The 26,045-nt window shown below is 60.7% G+C and carries 13 protein-coding genes; 10 read left to right on the top strand and 3 right to left on the bottom strand.

From position 1 onward, the window contains the following. Positions 1-100 precede the first annotated feature (100 nt). Both FHP24_RS22240 and FHP24_RS22235 read left to right on the top strand, forming a co-directional pair. A complete protein-coding gene (locus FHP24_RS22240; RefSeq protein WP_139678436.1) occupies positions 101-1,435 on the top strand; it encodes an O-antigen ligase family protein in 1,335 nt (444 codons plus the stop codon). Between the two features lie 136 nt (positions 1,436-1,571). Continuing rightward, positions 1,572-2,573 (top strand): glycosyltransferase family 2 protein, encoded by a 1,002-nt coding sequence (locus FHP24_RS22235; RefSeq protein WP_139678435.1) that lies wholly within the window; start codon positions 1,572-1,574, stop codon positions 2,571-2,573. Positions 2,574-2,586: 13 nt separating this feature from the next. Here the strand turns inward: FHP24_RS22235 and FHP24_RS22230 are convergent, their stop codons facing one another. After that, positions 2,587-3,906, bottom strand: a complete 1,320-nt coding sequence (locus tag FHP24_RS22230) for a lipopolysaccharide biosynthesis protein (protein WP_246091897.1) — start codon at positions 3,904-3,906, stop codon at positions 2,587-2,589. A 169-nt stretch (positions 3,907-4,075) separates the two neighbouring features. Between FHP24_RS22230 and FHP24_RS22225 the strand changes: the two genes are divergently transcribed. After that, positions 4,076-4,963 carry a DUF6492 family protein gene (locus tag FHP24_RS22225; protein WP_139678434.1) on the top strand — a complete coding sequence of 296 codons (888 nt, stop codon included), beginning with the start codon at positions 4,076-4,078 and terminating at the stop codon, positions 4,961-4,963. On the opposite strand, the gene FHP24_RS22220 is transcribed toward FHP24_RS22225, so the two are convergent. Beyond that, positions 4,960-6,060 carry a glycosyltransferase gene (locus FHP24_RS22220; RefSeq protein ID WP_139678433.1) on the bottom strand — a complete coding sequence of 367 codons (1,101 nt, stop codon included), beginning with the start codon at positions 6,058-6,060 and terminating at the stop codon, positions 4,960-4,962. The two genes, FHP24_RS22225 and FHP24_RS22220, sit on opposite strands and share 4 nt — an antisense overlap. A 365-nt stretch (positions 6,061-6,425) precedes the next feature. Here FHP24_RS22220 and FHP24_RS22215 point away from each other — a divergent pair, with 365 nt between their 5' ends. Continuing rightward, positions 6,426-7,766 (top strand): GumC family protein, encoded by a 1,341-nt coding sequence (locus FHP24_RS22215; RefSeq protein WP_180356088.1) that lies wholly within the window; start codon positions 6,426-6,428, stop codon positions 7,764-7,766. Positions 7,767-7,908: 142 nt separating this feature from the next. Here the strand turns inward: FHP24_RS22215 and FHP24_RS22210 are convergent, their stop codons facing one another. Then, the gene (locus tag FHP24_RS22210) at positions 7,909-8,667 is read right to left on the bottom strand and encodes a WecB/TagA/CpsF family glycosyltransferase (RefSeq protein ID WP_139678431.1); all 759 of its coding nucleotides are present in this window, start codon (positions 8,665-8,667) and stop codon (positions 7,909-7,911) included. A 446-nt stretch (positions 8,668-9,113) separates the two neighbouring features. Between FHP24_RS22210 and FHP24_RS22205 the strand changes: the two genes are divergently transcribed. The 6 genes from FHP24_RS22205 (at position 9,114) to FHP24_RS22180 (ending at position 26,037) form a co-directional block, all read left to right on the top strand. Then, on the top strand, positions 9,114-10,637 hold the full coding sequence (locus FHP24_RS22205) for a TolC family outer membrane protein (protein ID WP_139678430.1): 1,524 nt from the start codon (positions 9,114-9,116) through the stop codon (positions 10,635-10,637). Between the two features lie 321 nt (positions 10,638-10,958). Continuing rightward, positions 10,959-19,205, top strand: a complete 8,247-nt coding sequence (locus FHP24_RS22200) for an Ig-like domain-containing protein (protein ID WP_180356087.1) — start codon at positions 10,959-10,961, stop codon at positions 19,203-19,205. A 17-nt stretch (positions 19,206-19,222) separates the two neighbouring features. Further along, on the top strand, positions 19,223-21,490 hold the full coding sequence (locus FHP24_RS22195) for a type I secretion system permease/ATPase (protein ID WP_246091896.1): 2,268 nt from the start codon (positions 19,223-19,225) through the stop codon (positions 21,488-21,490). 3 nt (positions 21,491-21,493) lie between these two features. Further along, on the top strand, positions 21,494-22,690 hold the full coding sequence (locus FHP24_RS22190; protein ID WP_246091895.1) for an HlyD family efflux transporter periplasmic adaptor subunit: 1,197 nt from the start codon (positions 21,494-21,496) through the stop codon (positions 22,688-22,690). Positions 22,691-22,704: 14 nt separating this feature from the next. Beyond that, positions 22,705-24,405, top strand: coding sequence for a hypothetical protein (locus FHP24_RS22185; RefSeq protein ID WP_139678428.1), 1,701 nt, complete (start codon positions 22,705-22,707; stop codon positions 24,403-24,405). Positions 24,406-24,558: 153 nt separating this feature from the next. Further along, positions 24,559-26,037: an amidase gene (locus FHP24_RS22180; RefSeq protein ID WP_139678427.1), complete on the top strand. Its 1,479-nt coding sequence runs from the start codon at positions 24,559-24,561 to the stop codon at positions 26,035-26,037. The last annotated feature ends 8 nt before the right edge of the window (positions 26,038-26,045 follow it).

Below are 26,045 nucleotides of genomic sequence, written 5' to 3'. Positions count from 1 at the left end.
TACGGAAGGCTAGCTGCGAGGCGTTATGATAATATTACCTCGGCCGACGAAGGTTCTTCACCGGCGGTTAACGTATATCGGTCTCCTGTTGAGATGAACCGTGGTTTCGCGCAGCACGACAGGACCGATCACCTTGAAGGACGCAGCGACAATTTCTCAGGCCGGAGCGTTATCGGCCCTGCGTACTGAGCGCGCCACCTGGAGCTTTGGGTCCGTGACCCTGCTGCTGCTGTTTTGCTATTTCTGGATCGGCCTCACGCCCTTTGCCCATTGGGACGGCAAGGGCAACCTTCCGTCCACCGGCAACCTCCTCAACCAGATCGTCGTCATCACTCTATTCACCGTCGCTATCGCAAGCCTTTGGCGCAATCCGGGCAGGAGCGTACTTTTCAGTCCGCGCTCGTTACTTGGCCTCATTCTTCTCTGGTTCTGCTTCGTCTCGTTATTCTCTTTCGATCCGGCAACGGCGTTTCGAAGGATTGTCTACGCGCTGCTCGTCTGCGGCTGCGCCAATGCAGTACTTCTGTTGCCGCGCGATAGTCGTGATTTTGCCAGAGTTTTCGCCATCGGCACGATGGCCGTCCTGCTGCTCAGCTATTTCGCCGTACTGGCGGTTCCTGCCGTCGGCGTCCACGGGGTCAATGAAGCCGAAGCTGCTCTGGCTGGAGATTGGCGCGGCATTTTCGGGCACAAGAACGCCGCTGCCGCAGGCATGGTCTATCTTGTTCTGTTCGGTCTTTACCTGCGCAAGGCTTCCTACCCGCGGCTGGGGTCGCTCATCGTCATTCTCGCGGCTATTTTTCTTGTTCGTGCCGGCGGGAAAACCGCAACGGCCATGCTTCCGACCGTATTGATCTTGGGCTGGCTGTTCGAGCATTGCCGGCCGCTGCGTGGCCCGCTCACCATCGGCCTTGTCATCGCGATGAATGTCATCCTCATCGGGCTTTCAAGCTCACCGGCTACCAGTTCGATGCTGGCCTCTCTTGGGATAGACGCGACCTTCACGGGAAGAAGCTCGATCTGGGCTTTCGCCCTTGCTCGCATCTCGGAAGCCCCGATCATGGGCTACGGCTTCCAGCTGCTTTGGGGAAGCGAGTACCTGCGCGACCTCACGACGGAATCCTGGGCCTATCTCGCCGCCCATTCGCACAACTCCTTCCTTGAAACACTTCTGAACGGCGGTTTCCCCGCCCTCATCCTGATGATCGTCTGGCTTCTCATCCTGCCACTCAGAGATGCAGGCGAAGCGCTTTCCACACAGAACGATCCGGCTTTGACGCGCCTCTTCCTGCGCATCTGGATCTTCTCGATCCTTCTGGCCGGTCTCGAAAATCTTTTCTTCGTCAACAACGGCCCACTGTGGTTCACCATGCTCATCGCCGTATTCGGGCTCAGACTGCAAGCCGGCGCCAGCCTCCAATCACGGCAGGGATGATATCGGCCTCGTCAGGACCACGCGATATTAACTGAAAGCCCAACATACATTTGTATCCGCTGATTTCCTTTCGTATTGAAGCTCGTCGCATATGGCGATGAGCGCATGAACGCGACACAGAACCGGAGAGCCAAGCGTGCAAGACGAAAGCAAAGCTTCGGTAGAAGCCGTCATTTGCATTCCGACTTTTCGTCGGCCGGAAGGTGTGGCGCGCACGCTTCGATCGCTGCTGGCACAGCAGACAGATCTGCGCTTTGCAATCGTCGTTGTCGAAAATGACGCTGAAAATCCGGTGGGCGCCGGATCCGCACAAGAAATCCTCGGAACCGTCGGCATTCCGCACGCAGTGGTGATCGAACCACGCCAGGGCAACTGCCACGCGATCAATCGCGCATTCACCGAAGCCCGGGACCGCTTTCCGGCAGCCGATTATTTCCTGATGATCGACGATGACGAGATCGCCACCCCAGACTGGCTGTCGCAGATGATCTCCACAGCTCGTAGCACCGGGGCCAAGATCGGCGGCGGTCCGGTCATCCGACAATTCGATGTGCCGGTATCGAAATCAGTCAGCCAGCATCCACTCTACGGCTTCATCAGCGGCCCGACCCGGCAGGTACCGGTCATTCACGGCACCGGCAACTGCCTCATCCACCGTGACGTCTTCGCGCGTCTGGAGCCGACCCTGTTCGACGTCGCCTTCAACTTTCTCGGTGGTGGCGACATGGAATTTTTCGCCCGTTGCCACGCGGCCGGCTTCACATTCTGGTGGTGCGAAGAAGCGATCATTCATGAAACCGTCGCCGCGGAGCGCACCACTCCCAACTGGCTGATGCGCCGTTCGGTCCGCACCGGAAGCATCAACTACGTCATCGACCGCAAGCGAATGAAGGCGCCGGCTGTCGCGGCAAAGCTTCAGGTCAAGAACGTCATTTCGTTGGGGCTGAGCCTCTTCAAGGCGATCGGGCTTCTGGCACGCACGAAACGTTTTCTGCCGGCCACCCATCCGATCCTGATGTCGATAGGCAGGATCACCGCAAGCTTCGGCTTTCTTCCGGTGCCTTACAAGGCCAGCGAAATCCCGCCGGCCGAAAGGCAATCGACTTTAAAAGCCGGCCAACACATCACCGAAAGCTGATTTTAAGTGCAGGTCATGCCGTACGCTGTTTTACCGGCTCCGGCTCTGTGCCGGCTGGCCGAGATGCGCGCTTGATGCCGTTTTGCGCCCGCAAAAGCGCCCTCCAGGCAAGAATGGCGATCAGGATTTCCAGCAGGTAGGTTGTCGCGATCACACCGCTGACGCTTGCGTAATATGCCGCCAGCGCCACAAGACCTGCGCCGACAATGTTCGAAGCATTGAGAATTTTCGCTCGCACATTCTGCAGGCTGGACGCACCGAGTGCCTCGAAGGCCGTTGCGCTGATCGCGATCGGGATCACCGCCCAGCACAGGGCACGGGTCATCCACGATAGCGAAACATAGTCATGTCCGAACAGAAGCGGCAGCCACGGCGTGATGATCCAGACGAACAGGCCGGCGGCGATACCGATGCCGGTCGTCAGAACCAGCATCTGCCTGGCGCGTCCCAGAACCGCGCCGATCCCGCTCAGGGCTGCGGCTGCGTAACTCGGATAGACGATCCGGTTGAGCGCCTCGACCGCCATATAGGAGGCTTCCGTCAACCGGCGGGCGATCGAATAACTGCCGACGATTTCCGACCCGGCTACCGCGCTCAAGACGAGAATGTCGGCATTGCTGCGCCCCGCCTTGAAGAAGAACTGGCTGGCGAACATGATGCCGATCGGGATTTCTTCGCGAACGATCCTGAAGCGGGGCATGCCCAGCCGTCGTATCGCGATCAGCGCGATGACCGCAGCGATCGCATGCGCGGCAAAATTCCAGACCGCCCATTCCGCCACCGTGGTGATGTTGAAGACAAGGCAACTGACAACGGCCGCGGCCATGCGCAGCACGGCAAACAGGAACTCGATCCTGTTGGCGACCGAAAAGCGCGAATGCGCGATGTAGCTATTGGTGGCGAGCCAGATGATCTTCAGAAGGATGATGTTGGTGAAAAGGATCAGCGCCGTGGCGACAAGCGTCGTCATCAACTGATCGGAGACCGGGAACATCAACGGAATGGCGATCATCCCGGCGATGACCAGAACCACCCCCGAGACGAGATTGAGAATATGCACATGCCCGAGCATATCGGGATAGAAGCCCGGCTCCTGCGCGACGCGCCTGACCAGCGATTCCTGCGATCCCAGACCGCAAACCTGAATGCCGAGATTGGTCAGAGCCGTGATCGTTGCATTGAGCGCAAACTGCTCATGGCCGAGATGACGGGCAAGCAGTGCGAAGGTCAAAAGCATGGTGACGCTCGATGCGAGCAGTGCCCCGCTCGATCCGACATAGGATCCGAGATGACGGGCGAACTGCCGGAATTCGTGCCTGGACCTCAATCCCACTCGTTACCTCCAACCGGCGACCTTGATTTCGCTAAGGCCTGCATGCCGGTGCGGCTGTCTATCCTTGGATATTCGCACCGGCCAGCACTATGCATGAACGGGATTAACGGAGCCTTAGGTCGAACATAGGCAGTCTGGGTTCTTCTGCTTCCGGAGCCATGATCACCGAATGACCGCCACCGTCAGTCTCGTCACGCCAACCTATTTTCGGGATTTCGAGTCATGTCGCCTCCTCTGCGATTCGATCGATGCCTTCGTCACCGGTTATGATCGGCATTACCTTCTCGTCGCCGATAGCGACCTCGAGCTTTTCTCCCAGCTCGGCAACGAAAAGCGGTTGGTGCTTCCGGATTCCGTTCTGCTGCCGGACACTCTGCATGCCCTTCCGGGTTTCCTGAAGTGGAAGAACCGTCAATATTACTGGGCGCCTGGTATCGGACTGCCGGTTTACGGCTGGCATGTGCAGCAATTGCGAAAACTCGCGATGGCGCTTCTGCAATCCTGCGAACGGATCATGTGCATCGATTCCGACAACTGCTTCGTACGTCCTTTCGACGCCGGAAGAATTGCCGGCGATCTGCTGTCGCCCCTTTGTGCCGATCTTGGCGGCGTGAATGAAACACGCCCAAACCATGTCATCTGGCAGAAGAACGCCTACCGCCTCATCGATGCACGGGAGCCGCCCTTGCCGGGCGACGACTATATCGGCCAGATGATTGTCTGGGACCGTGAAAGCCTGAGCACGATTGTCGACAGGATAGAGTCTGTGACCGGCCTCCCCTGGTGGAAGGCACTCTGCAAGGCCAGGGATTTTTCCGAATACATTCTCTACGGCGTCGGCGTCGCCAACAATCCGTCGCTGATGGGGCGCCATCGGATCATAGAACAGAGCCTCTGCGCCACCTACTGGAGCGGACCGGCGCTGGACGAAGCGGGTATCGGGGAACTGATCGATGGGATGGGCGACAATCAATACGCAATCGCCATCCAGTCTCATACGCTGACCGAACCGTCGCTGATCCGGCGTATCGCGCTGACCCGCAATCTCAGGCGTTAATTGGACGTCTCGATTGATCGTGTCTCTGTCCGAACCGCGCTTTGAACGCCGTCGAGTTCGCCGATGATCGCCTTCCAGAGGGAAGCGATCTCGACATCGATATCGAGCGACGGCGGCGCGCGTCCGATCACGCCGCGAACGGCCTTCGCCATCGCTTCGACATCCGCATCATGCGGGCAAATCACGATGTTTCCATTCCGGATCAGCACCTGGAACAAACCATGATGTCCCAGTCCCGCAGGGTCGGCCGGCGCATTGGTGACGACGATCCGGCCGCCAAGCGCGGCCGCCAGCACGCTGCCGCGCCGCGCGGTGAGACCTTCCGAGAACCGGTAGCAGAAGATATCGACCTCGCGGCACGCCGCAAAAACCTCCTCGTCGGTAGCGAGATATCCCGTCACCATCACCCGGTCGCCCAGACCGAGCGCCTCGACCCGGTTGCGGAAATCCTCTTCGACATTATCCATGCCCTTGATGAAGGAGCCGACAAAGGCAATCGCAACCTCCTGACCTTCATCCAGGAGCGCCCGTGCGATCCCGAGAAGTTCGGCGCAGTTCTTTTTCGGATAGATCGAGCCGAATTGGCCGATGATTGTCCGCCTGCCGGCACGCAAAGCGCGAATGGCAAGCGCCGCCGGCCCCGCGTCCTCTTTCCCGCTGGGCAGGAGGTTGGGCGGGATCGGAATAATGCCGGTCGTTTTTCGGCCGACAGGATAGCGGCTCTCCAGCCATTCCTGCCGAACCTCCGGCGCGGAAAAAAGAATGGTGTCGGCGAGCAGGATGACCGGCCAGAGTGTCAGCCGCCGTTTCCAGTCGAGGCTTGCCCACTCGTGCAAAACGACGACCACACGCTTGCGCTTCAATTTCGCCAGGGCTGCAGCCGCGAACGGCTCCACAAGCCGTTTCTTCCAGGCCACGATGGGAAAATTGAGGACGATCGCATCGGCATCCGCAAGACGCTCAGACAAGCGACGGAAATTTCCATCCAGAACATCGCTGACGGCCCGAGAACTCAGCCGGGCAGCCAGATTTCGGGTAAAGGCCTCCACACCGCAGACGGTCGTGGCGTCGGATCTAAGCACGAGATAACGCGTCAATGTCGGCGATCCATCCAACTCGGGAAATTGCTCCAACCAGAACCGATAAATCTTAAACTTTTGCGCCTAGTCTGAGGAACTCTGTACCAATAAACGATGGCCAGCACGTTCTTCAGGGGCATGGTTTACCGCTTATTAGCGTAGATAGAGTTTCATTGGCAGCGAAAGGCAGGTCCGGCCCCATGTATGCCATGCTTAGACCACCCAAGTTTCTTCGACGCGACGCGGCTCCAGACAAAGCCCGCGAAGCGGAGGACCATCGTGCCCCTGCGCCCGGACAGCATTCCCTGCTTTCCTATCTCGGATCGGACGAAGAGCCCCAACCTGTTTCGCCGCCGACAAGGCCCGCATCGCGGCCAATGGCCTTGCCGACAGCATGGCCGGATATCAGCGCCGGAATGGTGCTCGGCTGGCTATGGGCCGGCAAGTGGCTGGTCTTCCTGTTCATCATCCTCGGCGCTCTGGCGGGGTATGGTTTCGGCAACTATGCGAAGCCGAAATTTACCGTGGGCTCTCAGATCTTCATCGACCCGGCAAGCCTTCGGGTCATGGACGATGACATCTTCACATCCAATACCCAGCTCGACATGCAGATCTACGATGTCGAGAGCAAGTTGCGAATCCTGACATCCGCGAATGTGCTCAACAGCGTTATCGATGCGCTCCATCTGGATAAGGATCCGGAATTCAACGACGAGACGTCGAGCGCAGCCCAGTCCGGACGACTGGAGGCGCTGCGGGCACTTGAAAAACATGTCGTCGCAAAGCGCGAGGAAAACTCTTTCGTCGTCAACCTCGATGTCTGGAGCCTGTCGGCACCAAAGGCACTGGAAATCGCCAATTCCATAATTACCAATTTCCAGGATGAGCTGGTCAAGGCGCAGGCCGACGGTGCAGGCCGGGCCGCGACCGAACTCTTCTCCCGCCTCGACGCACTGAAAAACGAAGTCGCCGTTGCCGACGATGCCGTGCAGAAGTTCAAGCGAGACCACAACATCCTCTCAAGTTCCGGCGAACTGGTCAGCAGCATCGTCGCCAATCAGACCAACACGCAGCTCGTCGATGCGCAGGCCCGGGTCATCAGGGCGCGAAGCCGCTATCAGGAACTTTCGACCGGCAATCTCGACAACCGCCTGGACAGCGCATCGATCGAATCCCAGACGATGACTGCGCTACGGACCCAATATTCGGCGGTCAAACGCGAACTCGACGCGCAATCTGCGGTCTTCGGCGCAAGACATCCGAGGATTGCTGCGATGCGCCCGCAGCTGGAGGCAATCCAGGCCCAGATCACCGGCGAACAGAACCGCATTCTCGCCGCGGCGAGATCCGAACTGGCACAGGCGGAAGCCGCCTTGATGGCCCAGCAGACCCAGGCGAACACGATGAAATCGGTCGTCTTCGGCGACAACGATTCTCTCGTACAACTTCGACAGCTGGAACGTGAGGTGGAATCCAAGTCCACCGTTTACCAGGCGTTCATGGGGCGTGCCAAACAGATCGCCGAACGCCAGCAGATCAACACGACCAATGTCAGGGTCATCTCGCCTCCGACCATTCCGAAGACACGCAGCTATCCGCCGCGCACCCTTTACCTGACCGCGGGCGGTCTGTTTGGTGGGTTCGTGCTGGGCTGCGTGATGGCCGTCGGTCTCGGGCTTCTCAGCCTGCTGTTCAGACGATCCGGGAACGAACAGCGGGTCTGAGCCGAAATATCGTGCGGAATACCGGCCCGATGCAGACACGATACTAGATTTTAGTCGGATGCGCGTCCCCGTGCTGCAATGACAAACGGCGCCTCAGGGGCGCCGTCTCAATTGCGTTTGCCGTGTGAAGCGGCCAGACCTTCTATCGCGAGTAACGCAGCAATGCGTAGACTGCCACAGGATTGGTCAGCAGGTAGCGAAGCGTCAGACGCCGCGGCTCGTTATACATCCGATAGACCCATTCCAGCCCGCGGCGCTGCATCCACATGGGTGCGCGGGGATTTTTGCCGGACAGGAAGTCGAACAGTCCGCCGGATGTCTTGATCACGCCGACGCCACGCAGCTTTTCCAGATTGCGGCTGACGAATTTCTGCTCAAACGGGAAACCAAGGCCGATCCAGAGAATATCCGGACGCTTGTCGCGAATATCCGCAACGATCTCATCTTCTTCTTCGGGTCGGAAATAGCCGTTGCGACGCCCGACGAAGCGCAGGCGCGGATAGAGTATCCGCATCGCGGCTACCGCCTTGGCGTTGACCTCTTCGTTTCCGCCAAGAAAATAGAAGGTGACGTTTTCCTCCTGCGCCCGTTCGGCCACCGCGTGGACAAGGTCCGTCGTCGCCACCCGCTCGGGCAGCGCGGTCTTGCAGAGAAGCCTCGAACATTGAACCATGGGCATGCCATCGGCGTGGATCTGATCCGCCTCGAGCATGAGTTTCATGAATTCGGGCTTGCGGACGCACATCGCCAGAACCTGGCCGTTTGCCGAAGTGGAATAGAAGGGAAGATTATTCTGGCCTCGAGCGCAAAGGGCCTGCTCGATGAAGCCGGCCGCCGCTTCGTCCATCGTCGAACGGACGATCGGCAGGCCGCCCAGCACCACATGGGGCCAGTCAGCCATCCGAGAGACATTTACGTCATGTGCTTCAAGGGCCATTGAGAGCAATGCAAAGCATCCAGCTATGTTAAAGACATCCTGTCTTGCTGCTCATCAATCACAACATGGGCGTGCCATTCAAATACAAATGAAGAAAATGGTTACGATATATTTCCGAATACACATTAAATACTTATTAGAGTTTTATTAAAATTTTACTGGTCACGTAATTTAAAGATTAAAGCATATGCGGCCAGCGCTATACGCTTCCGCTTATCCACGACTACTGCCGGGATAGCAGCGCTGACATGACATCATCGCGAGACGCGGGCATGGCGGCTCAACCCAAGTTTGCAGTACCTCACGAATCACTTATATATCTAGCGAATCTAAGTGCTTGGGAGCGTTTCTCCAGCCAGTGGTGTCGCGTAGGCCGGTTCAGCTTTCGATTGTCGGCCTATGGAGACTAGATGCGTTCAAGTCGCACCATCAAACTTTGCCTGTTGATAGCGGCTGCCCTTATCCAGACGGCCTGTAGCCAGACATCACACAAAAATGCCGCTCAAAAGCAGCAGGATACGAAAGCGCAGGCGCTTGCGGCCTCGCCGTCAAAACCCTCGCCCGAGATAACGGGATCGATAACGGCACCGGTCACCGACATAGACAGTGCCGTCCGTCGCGTCGTCAGCTGGCACCCTTCGATCCAGGAGGCCGCCGGGCGGATCCGGCAACAGAACGAGCTGATCGCGGATGCGAGATCCGGTTATCGCCCGTCGGTTGGCGGCGGTCTCGATCTCGCGGCGCAGAAAGGTGATCGCGGCGAATGGGCACCCCGGTTGAATGCGACGGCCAGCCAGATGATCTACGATTTCGGAAAGGTGTCCGGCCGGGTCGAGGCGGAATCCGCCATCTATGATGTCCGCCGGGCAGAATTTCTCGCTACTGTCGACGATACGATCCGGGAAACCGTATTGGCTTCCGTGGAAGTCATGCGCAATGCCAGGCTTGCGGCCGTGGCGAAGGAACAGGTCAACGATGTCTCGGCCATCGCCGAGCTGGTGACCGCCAGAACCGACCGTGGCGCCAGCACGCGCTCGGACAAGCTGCAGGCGCAGGCCCGCATTCAGGCCGCCCAGTCCACCGCGCTTGAGATCAACGCGGAAAAGCAGCGATGGGAGGGCTCGCTGAGCTCGCTGCTCGGCCAGATGACCGCAGTGCGTCTGCGCCCGTCCTTCCCTTCCGCCCTCAGCAAGGCCTGCGCCGGACCTGAACCCGTATGGGAAACCGTTCCGACGGTTGTCGCGGCCAAATCCCGAAAGCGGGAAGCCGATGCGCGCGTCAAGCTTGCCCGTGCCGATATGCTTCCGACGATCGCGCTCGAAGGTACGACTCGGATGAAGACCTGGGGCGGCGGCGAATCCGACTACATGATCGGCGTAACCGTCAAGGGAGACCTCTATAACGGCGGTTCGTTCAGAGCCCGCCAGAACGCCGCCCGTTACGGCGCCCAGGCATCCGACGCAGCCATTGCGGTCGGAAAATTCGATACCCAGAGATCATGGATCCAATCCGCCTCGCAGGTAAACAGCCTCGGTACGCTGCTGAAATCCCTCGGCTCGCGGCAGACGATGATGCGCGAGACGCGGGATCTGTATCAGAAACAGTTCCTCGATCTTGGCACCCGATCGTTGCTCGACGTTCTGAACGCCGACCAGGAGCTGCATTCCGCACGCTTCGACGAAATCAACACGCGTTTCGATCTCTATAAGCTCAACGTCGAATGCGCCTATGCCGCTGGCAGGCTGCGGGATGCCTTTGGCCTTTCGTCTGCGTCTACATTACCGCCTGAAACTGTATCTGCATCTGCATCTCAGCCTCCACCTGTCCCTGAGTTAACATCTGCGCGCGCGCCTTCATCCAAGTCCGCATCTCCGTCTGCAGAACAGATCTCGGCCGATGCCCAGAAGATGCCATTGCGCGCACCTCGGACCTGATCCGAACGCGTAATATCCACAGCCACATCGTCAAAAGTTTCGAGATGACGCGACCCGTTCGCGTCATTCGTTTCGCTTTGGGTCGTTTGGCCAGTCTTTGCCCTCTGATCTTCACGCTTCGTTAAGCGTCAATACCGAACATGAGGCAATGCTAATTGAACATAAATTGAAATACAGCACCTTCATCTCTGTGTGCTGCCTACGAGATCCCTAAAGGGCGCTTTCGCCAGGAATGACGACAGCGATGAAGGCGATCGCCGCTTAGCGGGAGGCAGCACGCCAACACAGGGCATGATGCCCGGCACATCAGGAGGACAGAAGATGGTTGCTGTAGTATTGGATAAGGCAAACGGACAAACGACCACCGTAAACGGCAACGATATCGTCCTTTCCAAGCCAAGCACCGTAAAACTGTCCTTATCTCCCGACCAGATCGCCGCAACCTCCCGCTCTGGCGACGACCTGATCATTGACGTGCGCAATGGACCCGACATCCGGATCGAGAATTTTTACACGGGCGAAGGCGCCGAGCGTAGCGAACTCGTACTCGAAGACAGCGCCGGCAATCTCTGGCAAGGCGAATACACGGATGAGCTCGCCAATTTCGAGTTCGTCGAAGGCGCTCCGGTCGATCAGCTGGCAGGCGCCGGCGCGGCGGCTGGAGCCGGCGGAGGCGCTTCCGTGCTTGGCCTTGCAGCAGCGCTCGGACTTGGAGCCGCTGCAATAGGCATTGGCGGCTCAAGCGGCGGCGGCTCCGATGACAGCGATTCGGATGCGGACGCTGATGCAGATGCGGACGCTGACGCCGATGCAGATGCAGATGCTGATGCTGATGCTGATGCTGATGCTGACTCGGATTCCGATTCAGATACCGAGGCACCGGAACCGCCAACCAACCTTGCTGTCAACGGCACCGGGACAACCTTGACCGGGCGCGGAGAACCAGGTGCGGAAGTGATCGTGACGAATGCGGCCGGTGTCGTTGTCGGCACCGGCATCGTCGGCGCCAATGGCTCGTTCAGCATCACGCTCGACCCTGCCCAGATCGATGGCGGAGAATTGAGCGTCGTGCTGGAGGATGCAGCCGGAAACGTCTCGGATCCGGGCACGACGCCGTCACCGGACTTGATTGCACCCGATGCGCCGACAAATCTCGCAATCGGTGACGACGGTGCGGTCCTGACGGGACGCGGAGAACCGGGTGCCACGGTAACCGTCACGGATGCCAATGGTGTAACCGTCGGCGCCGGCACGGTCGGGCAGGACGGCACTTTCAGCATCGATCTCGATCCCCTGCAGAATAATGGCGGTGAACTCGAGGTCGTTCTCAAGGATGCCGCCGGTAATGCTTCGGATCCCGGTGCGCTGGACGTCGATGACATCCAGGCCCCGCTGCCGCCGACCAATCTTGGTGTGAATGACGATGGTAGCGTGCTGACGGGACGTGGCGAGCCCGGCGCGACGGTTACCGTAACCAATGCTGATGGCGATGAGGTCGGTACAGGAGTCGTGGCCGCTGACGGCACGTTCACCATAGACCTCGATCCGATCCAGTTCGACGGCGGCGAACTGGACGTCGTGCTCACCGATGGCGCGGGCAACACGTCTGCTCCAGGCACGGTTCTCGCACCCGACCCCGACGCACCGCCCGCCCCGACGGATCTGGATATCAACGCAGCCGGCACGGTTCTGACCGGCGACGGGCAGCCGGGCGCCCAGATCAAGGTTACCAACGCCGCTGGCCAGATCGTTGGCACGGCAACCGTTGCGACTGACGGTACATTTTCTGTCACGCTCGCCCCCGCCCAGATCGATGGCGGCGAGCTGCGTGTGGTTCAAAGCGATGTCAACGGCACCTCGCAGCCTGAGTTGATATCCTCTCCAGACCTGATCGACCCGGCCACACCCACCAATCTCGATGTCAACGACGCCGGAACGACCCTCACCGGCCGCGGCGAGCCCGGAACCACGGTGACGATCACCAATGCTGCCGGCGACGAGATCGGCACGGCAACGGTTCGTCCGAACGGCACGTTCACAGTCACGCTCACACCGGCCCAGACCGATGGAGGCACGCTGGAAGTCGTGCTGACGGACGCAGCCGGCAACACATCGCAGCCGGGAACGACCGATGCGCCCGATCTGACGGGACCGGACGCTCCGACCAATCTCAGCATCAGCGACGATGGCGCCGTCCTTACCGGCCGTGGCGAGCCCGGCGCGAAGATAACGGTGACGGATGCCGATGGCGTCGTGGTCGGCACGGTGACGGTCGGCCCGACGGGCATGTTCAGCATCCCGCTCGACCCTGCCCAGACCGACGGCCGGGACCTTCAGGTCGTCGCGGAGGATGCTTCGGGCAACGACTCCACGCCTGTGACGATCCCCTCCCCGGATCTCGTTGCTCCCGATGCGCCGACGGCTCTCGATGTCAACGACGCCGGAACCGTGCTGACCGGTCGCGGCGAACCGGGTGCCACGGTGACGGTGCGCGATGCGAGTGGCGTGATCATCGGCACCGGCACGGTTGCCGGCAATGGCAACTTTACCGTCAACCTCAGCCCCGCACAGGACAACGGCGGCGAGCTGAAGGTCGTGCAGCAGGATGCAGCCGGTAATGTCTCTGACCCGGCAACCCTCACCATCGACGATACACAGTCGCCGGCAACGCCCACCAACCTGGCCGTGGCCGACACCGGGCTGGTCCTGACCGGCCGCGGCGAACCGGGAACCAAGGTGACGGTCACCAATGCGGCGGGAGAGGTGATCGGCGAGGATACGGTCGATCCCGATGGCACGTTCAGTGTCGACCTCGATCCCGCCCAGCTGGACGGCGGCGAGCTGGATGTCGTGCTGACCGATACGGCAGGCAACGCGTCCACCCCCGGTACCGTGCTGGCGCCGGATCCCGAGGCACCGCCGGCCCCGACCGATGTGGTCGTCAGCGCAGATGGCACCATCCTTACCGGCGACGGCCAGCCCGGCGCAACCGTGCGGGTTACCAATGCCGCCGGCACCACAATCGGCACCGGAACCGTATTGGGTGACGGAAGCTTCTCCATCACTCTCACCCCCGCCCAGATCGATGGCGGTGAAGTGAGAGCCACGCAAACGGACGCAAACGGCACGTCCCAGCCGGCGCTCGCCCTCTCCCCGGACCTGATCGATCCGGCAGCGCCAACCAATCTTGCCGTCAATGATGCCGGAACCACACTCACAGGCCGCGGCGAACCTGGCACCACTGTGACCGTGACCAATGCCGCCGGGCAGACGGTCGGCACCGGCACGGTCGCCGGCAATGGCTCCTTCACCATCGCCCTCAACCCGGCCCAGACTGATGGCGCCAATCTGACCGTCGTTCTGGAAGATGGCGGCGACAACCTTTCGCCTCCCGCGACCGTCCCCACACCGGACCTCATCGCACCGGCGGCCCCGACCGGCGTTACGGTCAGCGCCGACGGCAGCCAGCTCTCCGGTCAGGGTGAAGCAGGCGCAACCGTCACGATCAGGGATGCAAATGGTGTCATCCTCGGCACGGGCACGGTTCCCGGCAATGGCAACTTCACAATTGCTCTCAACCCCGCACAGGACGATGGCGGCCTGGTCAGGGTCGTGCAGCAGGATGCTGCAGGCAATACGTCACCAATCATAACGGCGACATCGCCGGATATTACCGGGCCTGACGCGGCGACGGATCTCAACGTCAACACCGCCGGAACGGTGCTCACCGGCCGCGGTGAACCCGGTGCCACGGTGACGGTCACCAACGAAGCGGGACAGACGATCGGAACCGGGACCGTCGCACAAAACGGCACCTTCACCATCGGCCTGACACCACCGCAAACGGATGGCGGTGATCTTCAGGTCGTGCTCGCAGACGCCCAGAACAATCCGTCGGATCCGACCGTCATTCCGTCACCCGATCTCATCGGCCCCGATGCTCCGACAGGCATTACGGTTGGCGCTGGTGGCACGACACTGACCGGTCAGGGTGAGCCAGGCGCGACAGTCACGGTCACCAACGAGGCGGGCCAGACGGTCGGCACCGGCACGGTCGGACCGACCGGTCAGATCAGCATTCCGCTCAACCCCGCCCAGACGGATGGCGGCGACCTGACCGTTGTCCTGACCGACGAAACCGGAAACCCATCCGATCCGGTCATCGTCACCTCTCCCGATACGACCGACCCGGATCAGCCTGGAAATCTGGTTGTGAATGGTGCAGGCACGATCCTCACAGGTTCCGGTGAAATCGGCACGACGGTGACAGTCACCAATGCGGCCGGCCAGCCGGTCGGCACCGGAACGGTTGGTCCCAACGGGACGTTCACGATCGGCCTCAGCCCCGCCCAGATCGATGGTGGAAACCTGACCGTTACCCTTCAGGACGGTAGCGGCAATATCTCCGATCCGGGAACGGTCCCGACGACGGACACGACGCCTCCTGCCGCGCCAAGCGGCCTCGGCTTCCAGAATGGCGGCGCGATCCTGATCGGCACCGGCGAACCCGGCGCCATCGTGACCGTCACCAACGCGGCCGGCCAGCCGGCCGGCACCGGGACTGTCGGCACGAATGGTTCCTTCAGCGTCACTCTCAACCCGCCACAACTCGACGGCGGAAACCTGCAGGTCGTGCAGACCGACCCCCAAGGCAATACCTCTGCCCCGGGTGTCATCGCCTCCGTCGATGCGACACCGCCCGCATTGCCGACCAATATCAGTGTCAACGCGGATGGAACGCAGATCACCGGCCGTGGCGAAGTCGGATCGACAGTCACCGTGACCAACGCGGCGGGTGACACTTTCACAGGTACGGTCCTCGCCAACGGCACCTTCACTATTGCGCTTTCACCGGCGCAGGATGATGGCGGGCAGTTGCAGGTCGTCCTGACGGATGCGGCCGAAAACCCGACATTGCCGGTCAGCGTTGCGACACCGGACCTTGTAGATCCCGATGCTCCGGTATTGACCGGGACAAGTGACGACCGAACCGTCGTCAACGGCACGGGGGAAGCCGGTGCAACCATCATCATAAGAGACAGTGCCGGCCTCGTGATCGGCGGCGGCACCGTCGCAGCGAATGGCACCTTCGCCATCACGGTAAATCCGGCGCAGACCGCGGGCGGAACCATCACCGGTGTGCAGACAGACCAGGCAGGTAATGCCTCCGATGCGGGCAGCCTGCCGCTGACCGACATCCAGCCACCCGCACCGGCAACCGACCTGCTGGTCAATGCCGATGGCGATACGCTGACCGGTGAAGGCGAGCCGGGTGCTATTGTAACGGTTACCGGCGGAGCCGGTGGAACATGGACTGGTACAGTCGGTGCAGACGGCACCTTCACGATCACGCTTGACCCAGCGCAAATCGATGGCGAACAGCTGTCCGTCATACTGACCGATGCCGCCGGAAACGCGTCTGGCGTTGCAACCGTATTGGCACCGGACCCGGATGCGCCTGCCGCGCCTTTTGCGCTGAACGTTACCGGTGACGGAGAAATATTGACTGGCTCGGGTACGGCTGGCGCCAGCGTCACGGTCAGGAACGCTGCAGGCGAGATCGTCGGCAATGGTACAGTGGATGGAGTCGGCGGATTTACCATCGATCTCGATCCGGCCCAGACGGATGGCGGCAATCTGCAGGTCACCTTGACCAACATTGGCGGTACGTCCCAGCCGGGCATCATCAGCTCACCCGATCTGGATGCGCCGGATGCACCGACCAATCTTGGCGTGAGTGGCGATGGAGAAGTTCTGACCGGTAGAGGCGAACCCGGCGCAACGGTAACCGTAACCAATGCCGCCGGCGTTGAAGTCGGCACCGGCATCGTGGCTGCAAACGGAACGTTCTCGATCGGCCTTACCCCAGAACAGCTGGATGGCGGCTCGCTTAACGTCGTGCTGTCGGACACTGCCGGAAACCCCTCCCTGCCCGGCACGACGCTCACTCCCGACCTTACTGCGCCTGACGCACCGACCAACCTGGTTGTCAGCGCGAACGGCGCGCAGCTCAGCGGCGCCGGTGAGTTGGGCGCAGTCGTCACTGTCACCACGGCAGACGGCGTAGTCGTTGGCACCGGCTCAGTCGGCGCAGGCGGCACGTTCACGATCACGCTCAACCCGCCTCAGGCAGATGGCGCCGAACTGAACGTCGTGCTGAAGGATGCCGCCGGCAACGTTTCGGATCCGGGAACGGTTTCGACGACGGACGGGACGGCACCTGATGCCCCGACCAACCTCATCCTCGACGGTGACGGCATCGTGCTGACGGGCAATGGCGAAGTCGGCGCGGCTGTGACTGTCACCAATGCTGCGGGTACGATCGTCGGCACAGGTGTCGTCGGCCCGGGCGGAACCTTCAATATCACGCTCGATCCGGCGCAGGACGATGGCGGCAACCTGAACGTTGTCCTGACGGACGACGCCAACAACATATCGACTCCCGGCACGATCGGCTCGCCGGATCTGACCGGGCCCGAGCCGCCGACGAGCCTGGTCGTCAACAGTTCCGGCACATTAATCGGCGGCGGCGGCGAGCCCGGCTCCACCGTGACCGTCACCAATGCCGCCGGCACCATCGTCGGCACAGGCACGGTTGCACCGGACGGCACCTTCTCGATCGGCCTTTCGCCTTCGCAGGTGAATGGCGGCGCGCTCAATGTCGTGCTCACGGATGGCTCCGGCAATCCATCCGACACGGCTTCGGTCAATTCCCCGGATCTGCTTGCTCCGGCGGCTCCGACCAATCTCGACGTCAACGGCGACGGAACCAGCCTGACCGGCACTGGCGAACCTGGGGCAACAGTCCGTGTCACCAACGCTGATGGTGTTCAGTTCGGGCCCGTGATTGTACCAGTAAGCGGGATTTTCACCGTGCCACTGAGCCCGGCGCAAGCCGATGGTCGAAATCTCACTGTCGTTCTGACCGATGCCGCCGGTAACCCTTCTCCTGCAGGCATCACCGATACGCCGGACCTGCTCCCACCGGCACCACCGGAAGACCTCGCGGTCAGCCCGGCCGGCAATGAGCTGACCGGCACCGGCGAACCGGGAGCGACCATCACCGTGACCGGCACAGGCGGTGCCATCATCGGCACAGGCACGGTCGATGCCAACGGCAATTTCAGCGTCGGCCTGTCACCCTCGCAGGTAAACGGCCAGGAGCTGGAAGTCGTGCAGCGGGATGCTGCTGGCAATGTCTCGGGGCCGGCCTCGACCACGGCACCCGGTGTCGACTTCGCGCTGACAAACGCAACCGACACCGCCATTCTCGACCAGACGACCACCCGCCAGAACGAAGCCACGCCATCCACGGATACGAGATCCGTCACGGCGCTGCTTTCGTTGACGCTGGGCAGTCTGCTTGCCGTGAACCTCGGTTCGGCCACCAATCCGGTCGTCAACTTCAATCTCGCCCAGAACACCAACTCGGTCGATCTGGACCTGCGGATTGGCGGCCTCGTCAATGTCGGGGTGCTGAGCAACTTTTCGGTGATCATCGAACGCTGGAACGGCACCGCATGGGTGCGGGGGGACTATGGCACCGACAATGTCGATAACGGCATCCTGCGGCTGAACCTGCTTGGATCACCCACCGGGGAAATCACTCTGACCGACCTTGATGCCGGTCAGTATCGCGCCACACTCGTTCCCAATCCCGGCATCACGGTGGGCATCGGGACAGTTCGCGAGATCTCCGTCACGGCGACCGATCAGTTCGAGAATGTCCAGATCACCGTGGGCGAGAGGGCGGATGGCAACTTCATCGACATCGCTGCCACCGGCAATACGGACGATCTTCGCATTGCCGAGATCGAATTCAACGGCATCACCCATCTCCTGACCAATGGGTCGGTCACGGTCGAAGGGGCGTTCGGCACGCTCGTGTTCAGTGCCGATGGCAGCTACATCTACACCCCTCACCTCAATGCCACAGCAGGTGGTACCGACAACTTCACCATTGTCGTGGTCGACCCGGTGACCGGCAACGAACTGTCTTCCGATCTCACCATCGACGTCGAGGTTCAGGATACCAGCGCCATCACCATGGCATCGGCATCCGACGAAACCATGAGCTTCGCCCTTGCCGACGATGGCGGCGGTACCGATGGAACCGACCACCCCGATGACAATGCGAGGACAACCGCGGACAACGACGCGTCGTCCGACAGCCCCGACACGGCGGATACTGACAACTCGGCTACCGATATCCCCGCAGATGCTGCCGTTACGGACGATATCCCGCTGGATGCCGCCCTCGCCGATGGCTCCGACACGACACCGGATCCACAGGAACCGGTCGAAGCGTCCCTGAACGCGGATGACGGATTGAGCCTGCTCGTTGGGGGTGGAGAGGAAGTCGATCTCAGTGCGCTCGACGGGCTCACCGGTGACACGTCGATCACCGCCGGTGCAGACGGCGATACGGGCCTCGACATATCGGCAAATGTCGATCTGCCGGATGGCGTCGATGCCGTTCTTGACGTTGTGGACGCGCCACCGCTCGATCCGTTCGAGCCGATCAACCAGAACGATGATCTTGCAACACAGAAGCTGCCGGTCGTGTAGCGCGGAGGAATGACCTGATGGATGCCAAACAGGCTCCTTCCGAAATGATGCAAATAACGGACGAGGAAAGGGCGACAGCCCTTCCTCCACCCAATCCCGAAACGGACGATCAGAAAAAACAGAAGGAGCAGGTGACTGCCGCGGCAAGCAGCCATGCGAAGGACTGGATCGAGATCATGGGGCTGCTGGCGCAGCATTATGGCATCGCCCATTCGAAATTTGCCGCGAATTACGTCTCGATCATGCAGGAGGCCGCTCCTCCGGTTCACCGGATCGGCAAGCTTGCTCGGCGTTTCGGTCTCGACGCCAAACCCGTCGAGCCGCTTTCCAAAGGTATAACCGCCCGCCGTCTGCCCATGTTGGTTGAACTGAGCTATGGCGATATCGGGCTGGTGACGGAGATCAATCAGGATCAGGTGAAGATCACCTTTGCCGGCGACAACGGCCACTGGACCTGGATCCCGCTGTCGGAACTGGAAGGGCGGATCATCTATCTGCTGATCGCCCGCGACGCCCGAACCCGGCCCGACGAGCGCATTGATGCCTATATCGCAGCCGATACCCATGGATGGTTTCGCAAGCTCGCGCTGAACGATCTTCGCCCCTATGGCTACGTCCTATTGGCGTCGTTCGTGGCCAACGCGCTTTCGATCGCCGGCGTCATCTTCTCGATGCAGGTCTATGACCGGGTCGTGCCCGCAAATTCGATGAGCACGCTGGTCGTATTGTTCATCGGCGTCGGCGTGGCGGTCGTCTTCGACTACATCATGCGCAAGGTCAGGACCGCCATCATCGATGTCGTCGGAAAGCGGGCGGATATCCGCATTTCCGACGTCGTCTTCGGCCATGCGCTGAGGGTGAAGAACCAGAACCGGCCGAAAGCGACCGGCACCTTCATCTCCCAGCTGCGCGAGCTTGAACAGGTCCGCGAAATGCTGACCTCGACAACGGTATCTGCCGTCGCCGACCTGCCCTTCTTTCTCCTTTTCCTCGGCCTGTTCGCCTATATCGGCGGCTGGCTCGCCGTCATTCCGGCAATCGCCCTTCTGATCATGGTGGCACCCGGCCTGCTGGCACAGGGCAAGCTCAAACGGAATGCAAGCCTTGCCATGCGCGAGTCCTCGCTGCGCAATGCCATGCTGGTGGAATCCATCCAGGGTATCGAGGATATCAAGGCCCTGCAGGCGGAAAGCGTATTCCAGCAGAAATGGAACACGTTCAATCTGGCAAGCGCCGATGCGCAGGTGAAACTCCGCTCCATCACCAGCACCCTGTCGAGCTGGGGACACGGCGTCCAGACCAGCGTCTTTGCCGTGATCGTCTTCTGCGGTGCGCCGATGGTGATGGCGGGCGATATGAGCACCGGCTCGCTGGTCGCCTGCTCGATCCTCGGTTCCCGCATGATGGCACCTATGGCGCAGCTGACCCAGGTTCTGGGCCGCCTGCAGCATGCCAAGATCGGCCTGGCAAGCCTGAACACGATCATGAAGATGCCGGTCGACCATCCCCCTGCGGAAACCCGGCTTTCGGTCGGCTCCCTGCTCGGCGAATATCGGTTTCGCGGTGCCGTCTATTATTACGGCGAACCGGCTGGCCGGCCGGCACTGTCGCTCTCGGACTTCTCGATCACGGCAGGCGATACGGTCGCACTCCTCGGCAAGAACGGAGCCGGCAAGTCCACCCTGCTGCAGGCGCTGTCCGGCCAGCTGGAACCTCACACCGGCGAAGCGCTGATCGACAGCCTTGCCCTCGACCACATAGACCCGTCCGACCTGCGCCGCGAAGTTGGCCTCATCACCCAGAATTCGCGCCTGTTCCACGGCTCGATCCGTGAAAACGTGCTGATGGGCGCCCAGAGCGCCTCGCAGCAGGCCATGCTGGAGGCCTTGCAGATGACCGGTGCGGACGAGTTCATCCGCATGCTTCCCAAGGGCATCGATCATCTGATCGACGAAGGCGGGCGTGGCCTTTCGGGGGGCCAGCAGCAGGCGCTGCTTCTGTCGCGGCTTCTGATCCGCAACCCATCCGTCGTGCTGCTCGATGAACCGACGGCATCCATGGACGAGGCGACCGAAAAACTGTTCATCCAGCGCTTCTCCGCCTGGGCGAAAAACAAGACCGTGGTGATTGCCACGCACCGGATGCGCGTTCTCGATCTGGTCGAACGTGTGGTCGCGCTCGAAGGCGGCCGCGTCGTGCTCGATGCGGACAAGGAAGAGGCATTGCGCGTTCTAAAAGGCGGGAAACCGGCCCAGCAACTGCGCAGCGTCAAGGTCGGGAGTTAAGCCATGGCCATGTCCTTTCCCCGTGTCGTTGACGAAAGCTGGCAATATGGCGGCGAGGACGAGGTTCGCCTGTCCGGGGCGAAGACCGTCGTCAAGGTCATGGCCCTGCTCATCGTCGTCGGCCTGATATGGGCTCACTTCGCCATCCTCGACGAGGTCTCGACCGGCGACGGCAAGGTCGTGCCGATCAGCAAGGAACAGGTCATCCAGTCACTGGAAGGCGGCATCGTTTCGAAGCTGATGGTTCACGAAAACCAGGTCGTCGAACGGGGACAGCTGATTGCCCAGTTCGATCCGACGATCACCGAATCCGGCGTCGGCGAATCCGCCGCGACATATCGGGCAGCCCTGGCGAGTTCGGCAAGGCTCACCTCGGAAGTCAACCAGACCCCTTTGACCTTTCCGCAGGAACTCGACGCCTATCCCGACCTTATCGCTGCAGAAACGAGGCTCTACGAAGCCCGCCAGCACAATCTGAAAGAGACGCTGCAATGGATCGATGAATCCCTCGCCCTCACCCGCCAGGAACTGGAGGTCAATGAAGACCTGTCGAAGATAGGCGCGGCGAGCAGCGTCGAGATCATCCGCCTGAAGCGCGAACGGGCGGAACTCGAGCTGAAAAAGGTCGAAACCAGCACCCAATATGTCGTCGAAGCCCGCGAACAGCTTGCCAAGGCGAATGCCGAGGTCAGCTCGCTCATCTCCGTCATCAAGGGGCGATCGGACAGCCTCGCCCGCCTGACGCTGCGCTCCCCCGTGCGCGGCATCGTCAAGAACATCGAAGTCTCCACCATCGGCGGTGTCGTGCCACCGAACGGCAAGCTGATGGACATCATCCCGCTCGGAGACCAGCTGATGATCGAGGCCCGTATACTGCCGCGCGACATTGCCTTCATCCATCCCGACCAGCGCGCAACGGTGAAGATCACCGCATACGACTACGCCATCTATGGTGGGCTGGAGGGCAAGGTCATCACCATCTCGCCGGATACGATCCAGGATGAAGTCGATCCCGAAATCTATTATTATCGTGTCTTCGTGAAGACCGAGAAGGACGCGCTGGAAAATCACGCCGGCAAGATATTCCCGATCTCACCCGGCATGGTCGCCACCGTCGATATCCATACCGGCCAGAAAAGCGTGATGGACTATCTCCTGAAGCCCTTCAACAAGGCTCGCGAGGCGATGCGCGAGCGGTAAGCGAGGAGCATGGCATGACGACTCCACCGGATATGACCCTGTTGCAGGAGCATGTACGAACCGCATGCCGCCCTTTGCCGACGCCCTATCCGGCCTATGTGCTGTTCTTCGCCTGCTCCGATGGCGAGGAACGTGCCAGCGTAACCATCGCACGTGGTGTGTCTTTCGACGAAGCCTGGCAGACGGGCATGGAGGCGGTGCAGATCATCCAGCGCCGTCAGTCCGGCCGGCATCGCTGGTTGCGGGTCGATTGGCCGACAGCGCTGGAAGCCTCGACATGGGCCGAACTCCGCGACGTGCTCAGCGACACCAAACGCAATTACTTCCGCCTCGGAATTTCCTTGGACGAACAGTTCGAGAACGCCTTTCTGGAGCAGGAACTCAATGCCAACGCGATGCTCTATGGCGGCAACCAGACGGTCTCGGCAGAGCTGAACGAAAAGAACTTTCTTCTTTATTTCACCAACCGTTTTCCTGGCTACCACCTGCCGGACTTTGCGGATGAACAGGTCATCTATCCGTTTGCCAGCACGGGCGCTTTTTTCGACGGTACGACGGTCTACGCTCTCCATCCCTCAGGTCTCAATGCCGGGCGCCGTGTCACCGATAAGCTGGAGGTAGAACTCCTCACCTCGCTTATCTCCGACGGATCCGAGTTTCTGGCGCGGCAGGTCGGTCCCGACGGACGTTTCGTTTATGGCTATCACCCCTGCTTCGACAGACAGATCGGCGCCTACAACACGCTTCGCCACGCCAGCACCACCTATGCGATGATCGAAGCTTACGAACTGACCTGCAGCCCGATGCTGCGCGAAGCGATTTGCCAGTCGATTTCCTGCCTGACACGCGACCTGATCGTCCATGCGCTTTTGCCCAATGGCAGGCTCGCGGCCTTCCTTGTCGAAGCCAATAGTGAAATCAAGCTCGGCGGCAACGCCGTCGCGATCCTGGCACTCACCAAATATGCATCCGTCTTCGATGACGACAGGCATGACGAGCTGATGGAAAGGCTCGCCTCCGGCATCTGCTTCATGCAGGACGGCAAGACGGGCGCATTCCGCCATGTTCTGACCTTCCCGAGCCTGGAAACCCGGCAGGAATTCCGGACCATCTATTATGAAGGAGAGGCCGTCTTCGCCCTTATGCGGCTCTACGATCAGCTTCGCGACGATCGCTGGCTGAAGGCCGTCGAGCTCGCCTTCGGGCATTTCATTCGCAACGGCCACGCGCGCCATCACGACCATTGGCTCGCCTATTGCACCGACGAGCTGACACGCCACCGTCCCACCGAGGAATATTTCCGCTTTGCCATCGACAACGTCGCCGATCATCTCGACTTTGTCGAAAACCGGATCACGACGTTCCCGACGCTTCTCGAACTGATGATGGCGACGCGCCAGATATTGGCGCGGTTGCAGATCGACGGACGCTTCCCTCATCTTCTGGATCGGATCAAACCCGAACGCTTCGAACGCGCATTGGAAAAACGGGCGCATTACATGCTCAATGGGCATTTCTGGCCCGAAATGGCGATGTTCATGCGCAATCCCAAAAGGGTAGCCGGTTCCTTTTTCATCCGACATCACGCTTTCCGGGTGCGCATCGACGACGTCGAGCACTACCTTTCGGGGTACATCGCGTATCTCCGACACCTGCATGAGCAGGATCTCAGACAGGATGCCCCGGAAGATTTCTCGAGCCGGAACGAGCCGTAAAACTCATTCTTTTCCGGCAAGGCCTTCGATTCCCTGAGACACTCCCCACCAAGCGTGATTATCTTGGCGCCTGCACTGCATGGCGCCGGCCTGTTCCAGGCCTGGCATTTTCAGAACAAAAATCGATAGAACGAAAATATTGGGGAATGGCAGATGACGACGGTGATGAGCTGGGCCGAATGGTACGGCAAAGACGGACTTGGCCTTGCGCAACTGGTGAAGAATGGTGAGGTAACGGCATCCGAACTTGCCGAACAGGCGTCGACAGCAATCAAGGCGATCAATCCACATATCAGCGGCGTGGTCGAGATCTTCGAGGACGCGGTCTCGGACGCCACCGCCAACGGTGCAAATCCCGAGGGGGCATTTGCAGGTCTTCCCTTCCTGCTGAAGGATCTCGGTCCGACGCTTGCCGGCCGGCTGCAGGAACAGGGCTCGCTCTACATGAAGGGCAATCGCCCCACCTCCGACACCTTCCTGACGGGGAAGATTAAGTCGGCAGGCCTCAATATCATCGGCCGTACCACGACACCGGAATTCGGCTGCTGCAGCTCGGCGGAAAATCCGGCGCTTTATGTCACCCGCAACCCGTGGAATACCGATTTCACCAGCTGCGGCTCGTCGGCGGGCTCCGCCGTCATGGTCGGTGCCGGTGTCGTACCGCTTGCCCACGCAACGGATGGCGGCGGCTCGATCCGCATCCCGGCGGGTGTCAATGGCGGGATCGGGCTGAAATCGTCTCGCGGCACCTTTTCCATCGCGCCGGCAGGTTCGGACTTCACCTCGGTCGTCTCGACGCAGGGCTGCATCACGAGAACGGTGCGCGACACCGCGGCCTTTGTCGACAACTGCCGCGGCGGCGCACCGGGCGAATTCATGCCCTACTGGTCGCCCGCCGAACCCTTTCTCGACCTGATCGAGCGTGATCCGAAACCGCTGCGCATCGCAGTCTCCCACGAATGGGGACCTTACAAATCAACGCCGCATATCGTCTCCGAACTGGAGCATGTCGCCCGTTTCCTCGAACGCCTCGGCCATCACGTCGAGTGGGTCAAGCCGGAGATCGACTACGAAAAGGCCTATGCCGCGCAGACGGCCTGCTACATCACCAACTTCGCCCAGACGGTGAACAATCTTCTTCGCATGAAGGGTCTCGACAAACCGCCGGCCGATCTGATCGAACCGATGAACATCCGCATCTGGGAACAGGGCAAGGATGCGACCTATATGGAGCGCGCCGACATGCAGCTCGCCTTCAACGAGACCGCCCGCGCCTTCGGTGATTTCTACGAGAAATGGGACATCGTACTGACGCCGATCACCGCGCGGGAAACGCCGCCGATCGGCACGACCGAATATCTGACGATGACCGATAATCCGTCCGCGCTCGACTGGTTCGCCAATCTCTGGGGCTTTTTCGCCTACACACCCTTCAGCAATCTCTGCGGCACCCCCGGCTTGAGCCTGCCGCTTGCCAGACATGCCAACGGCCTGCCGCTCGGCATGCAGATCCAGACCGGTCTCGGCCGCGACGGGCTTTTGCTGCAGCTGGCAGCCCAGATCGAACGGGCGATAAGCGGCAAATGGAACCTCGGCGATATTCCCAGGGTACACGTGACGGCGATAGCCTGATCGCTTTC

The sequence above is a fragment of the Aliirhizobium smilacinae genome, from assembly GCF_006335145.1.
GTDB lineage: Bacteria > Pseudomonadota > Alphaproteobacteria > Rhizobiales > Rhizobiaceae > Neorhizobium > Neorhizobium smilacinae.
The sequence above is the reverse complement of the archived record's forward strand: the minus strand, read 5'-3'. Positions and strand labels throughout refer to the sequence as shown.

Excerpts from the sequence above, each read along its gene's own strand:
- FHP24_RS22225 (WP_139678434.1), top strand. The coding sequence starts at position 4,076 with ATGACCGCCACCGTCAGTCTCGTCACGCCAACCTATTTTCGGGATTTC.
- FHP24_RS22210 (WP_139678431.1), bottom strand. The coding sequence starts at position 8,667 with ATGGCTGACTGGCCCCATGTGGTGCTGGGCGGCCTGCCGATCGTCCGT.
- FHP24_RS22205 (WP_139678430.1), top strand. The coding sequence starts at position 9,114 with ATGCGTTCAAGTCGCACCATCAAACTTTGCCTGTTGATAGCGGCTGCC.
- FHP24_RS22200 (WP_180356087.1), top strand. The coding sequence starts at position 10,959 with ATGGTTGCTGTAGTATTGGATAAGGCAAACGGACAAACGACCACCGTA.
- FHP24_RS22195 (WP_246091896.1), top strand. The coding sequence starts at position 19,223 with ATGGATGCCAAACAGGCTCCTTCCGAAATGATGCAAATAACGGACGAG.
- FHP24_RS22190 (WP_246091895.1), top strand. The coding sequence starts at position 21,494 with ATGGCCATGTCCTTTCCCCGTGTCGTTGACGAAAGCTGGCAATATGGC.
- FHP24_RS22185 (WP_139678428.1), top strand. The coding sequence starts at position 22,705 with ATGACGACTCCACCGGATATGACCCTGTTGCAGGAGCATGTACGAACC.
- FHP24_RS22180 (WP_139678427.1), top strand. The coding sequence starts at position 24,559 with ATGACGACGGTGATGAGCTGGGCCGAATGGTACGGCAAAGACGGACTT.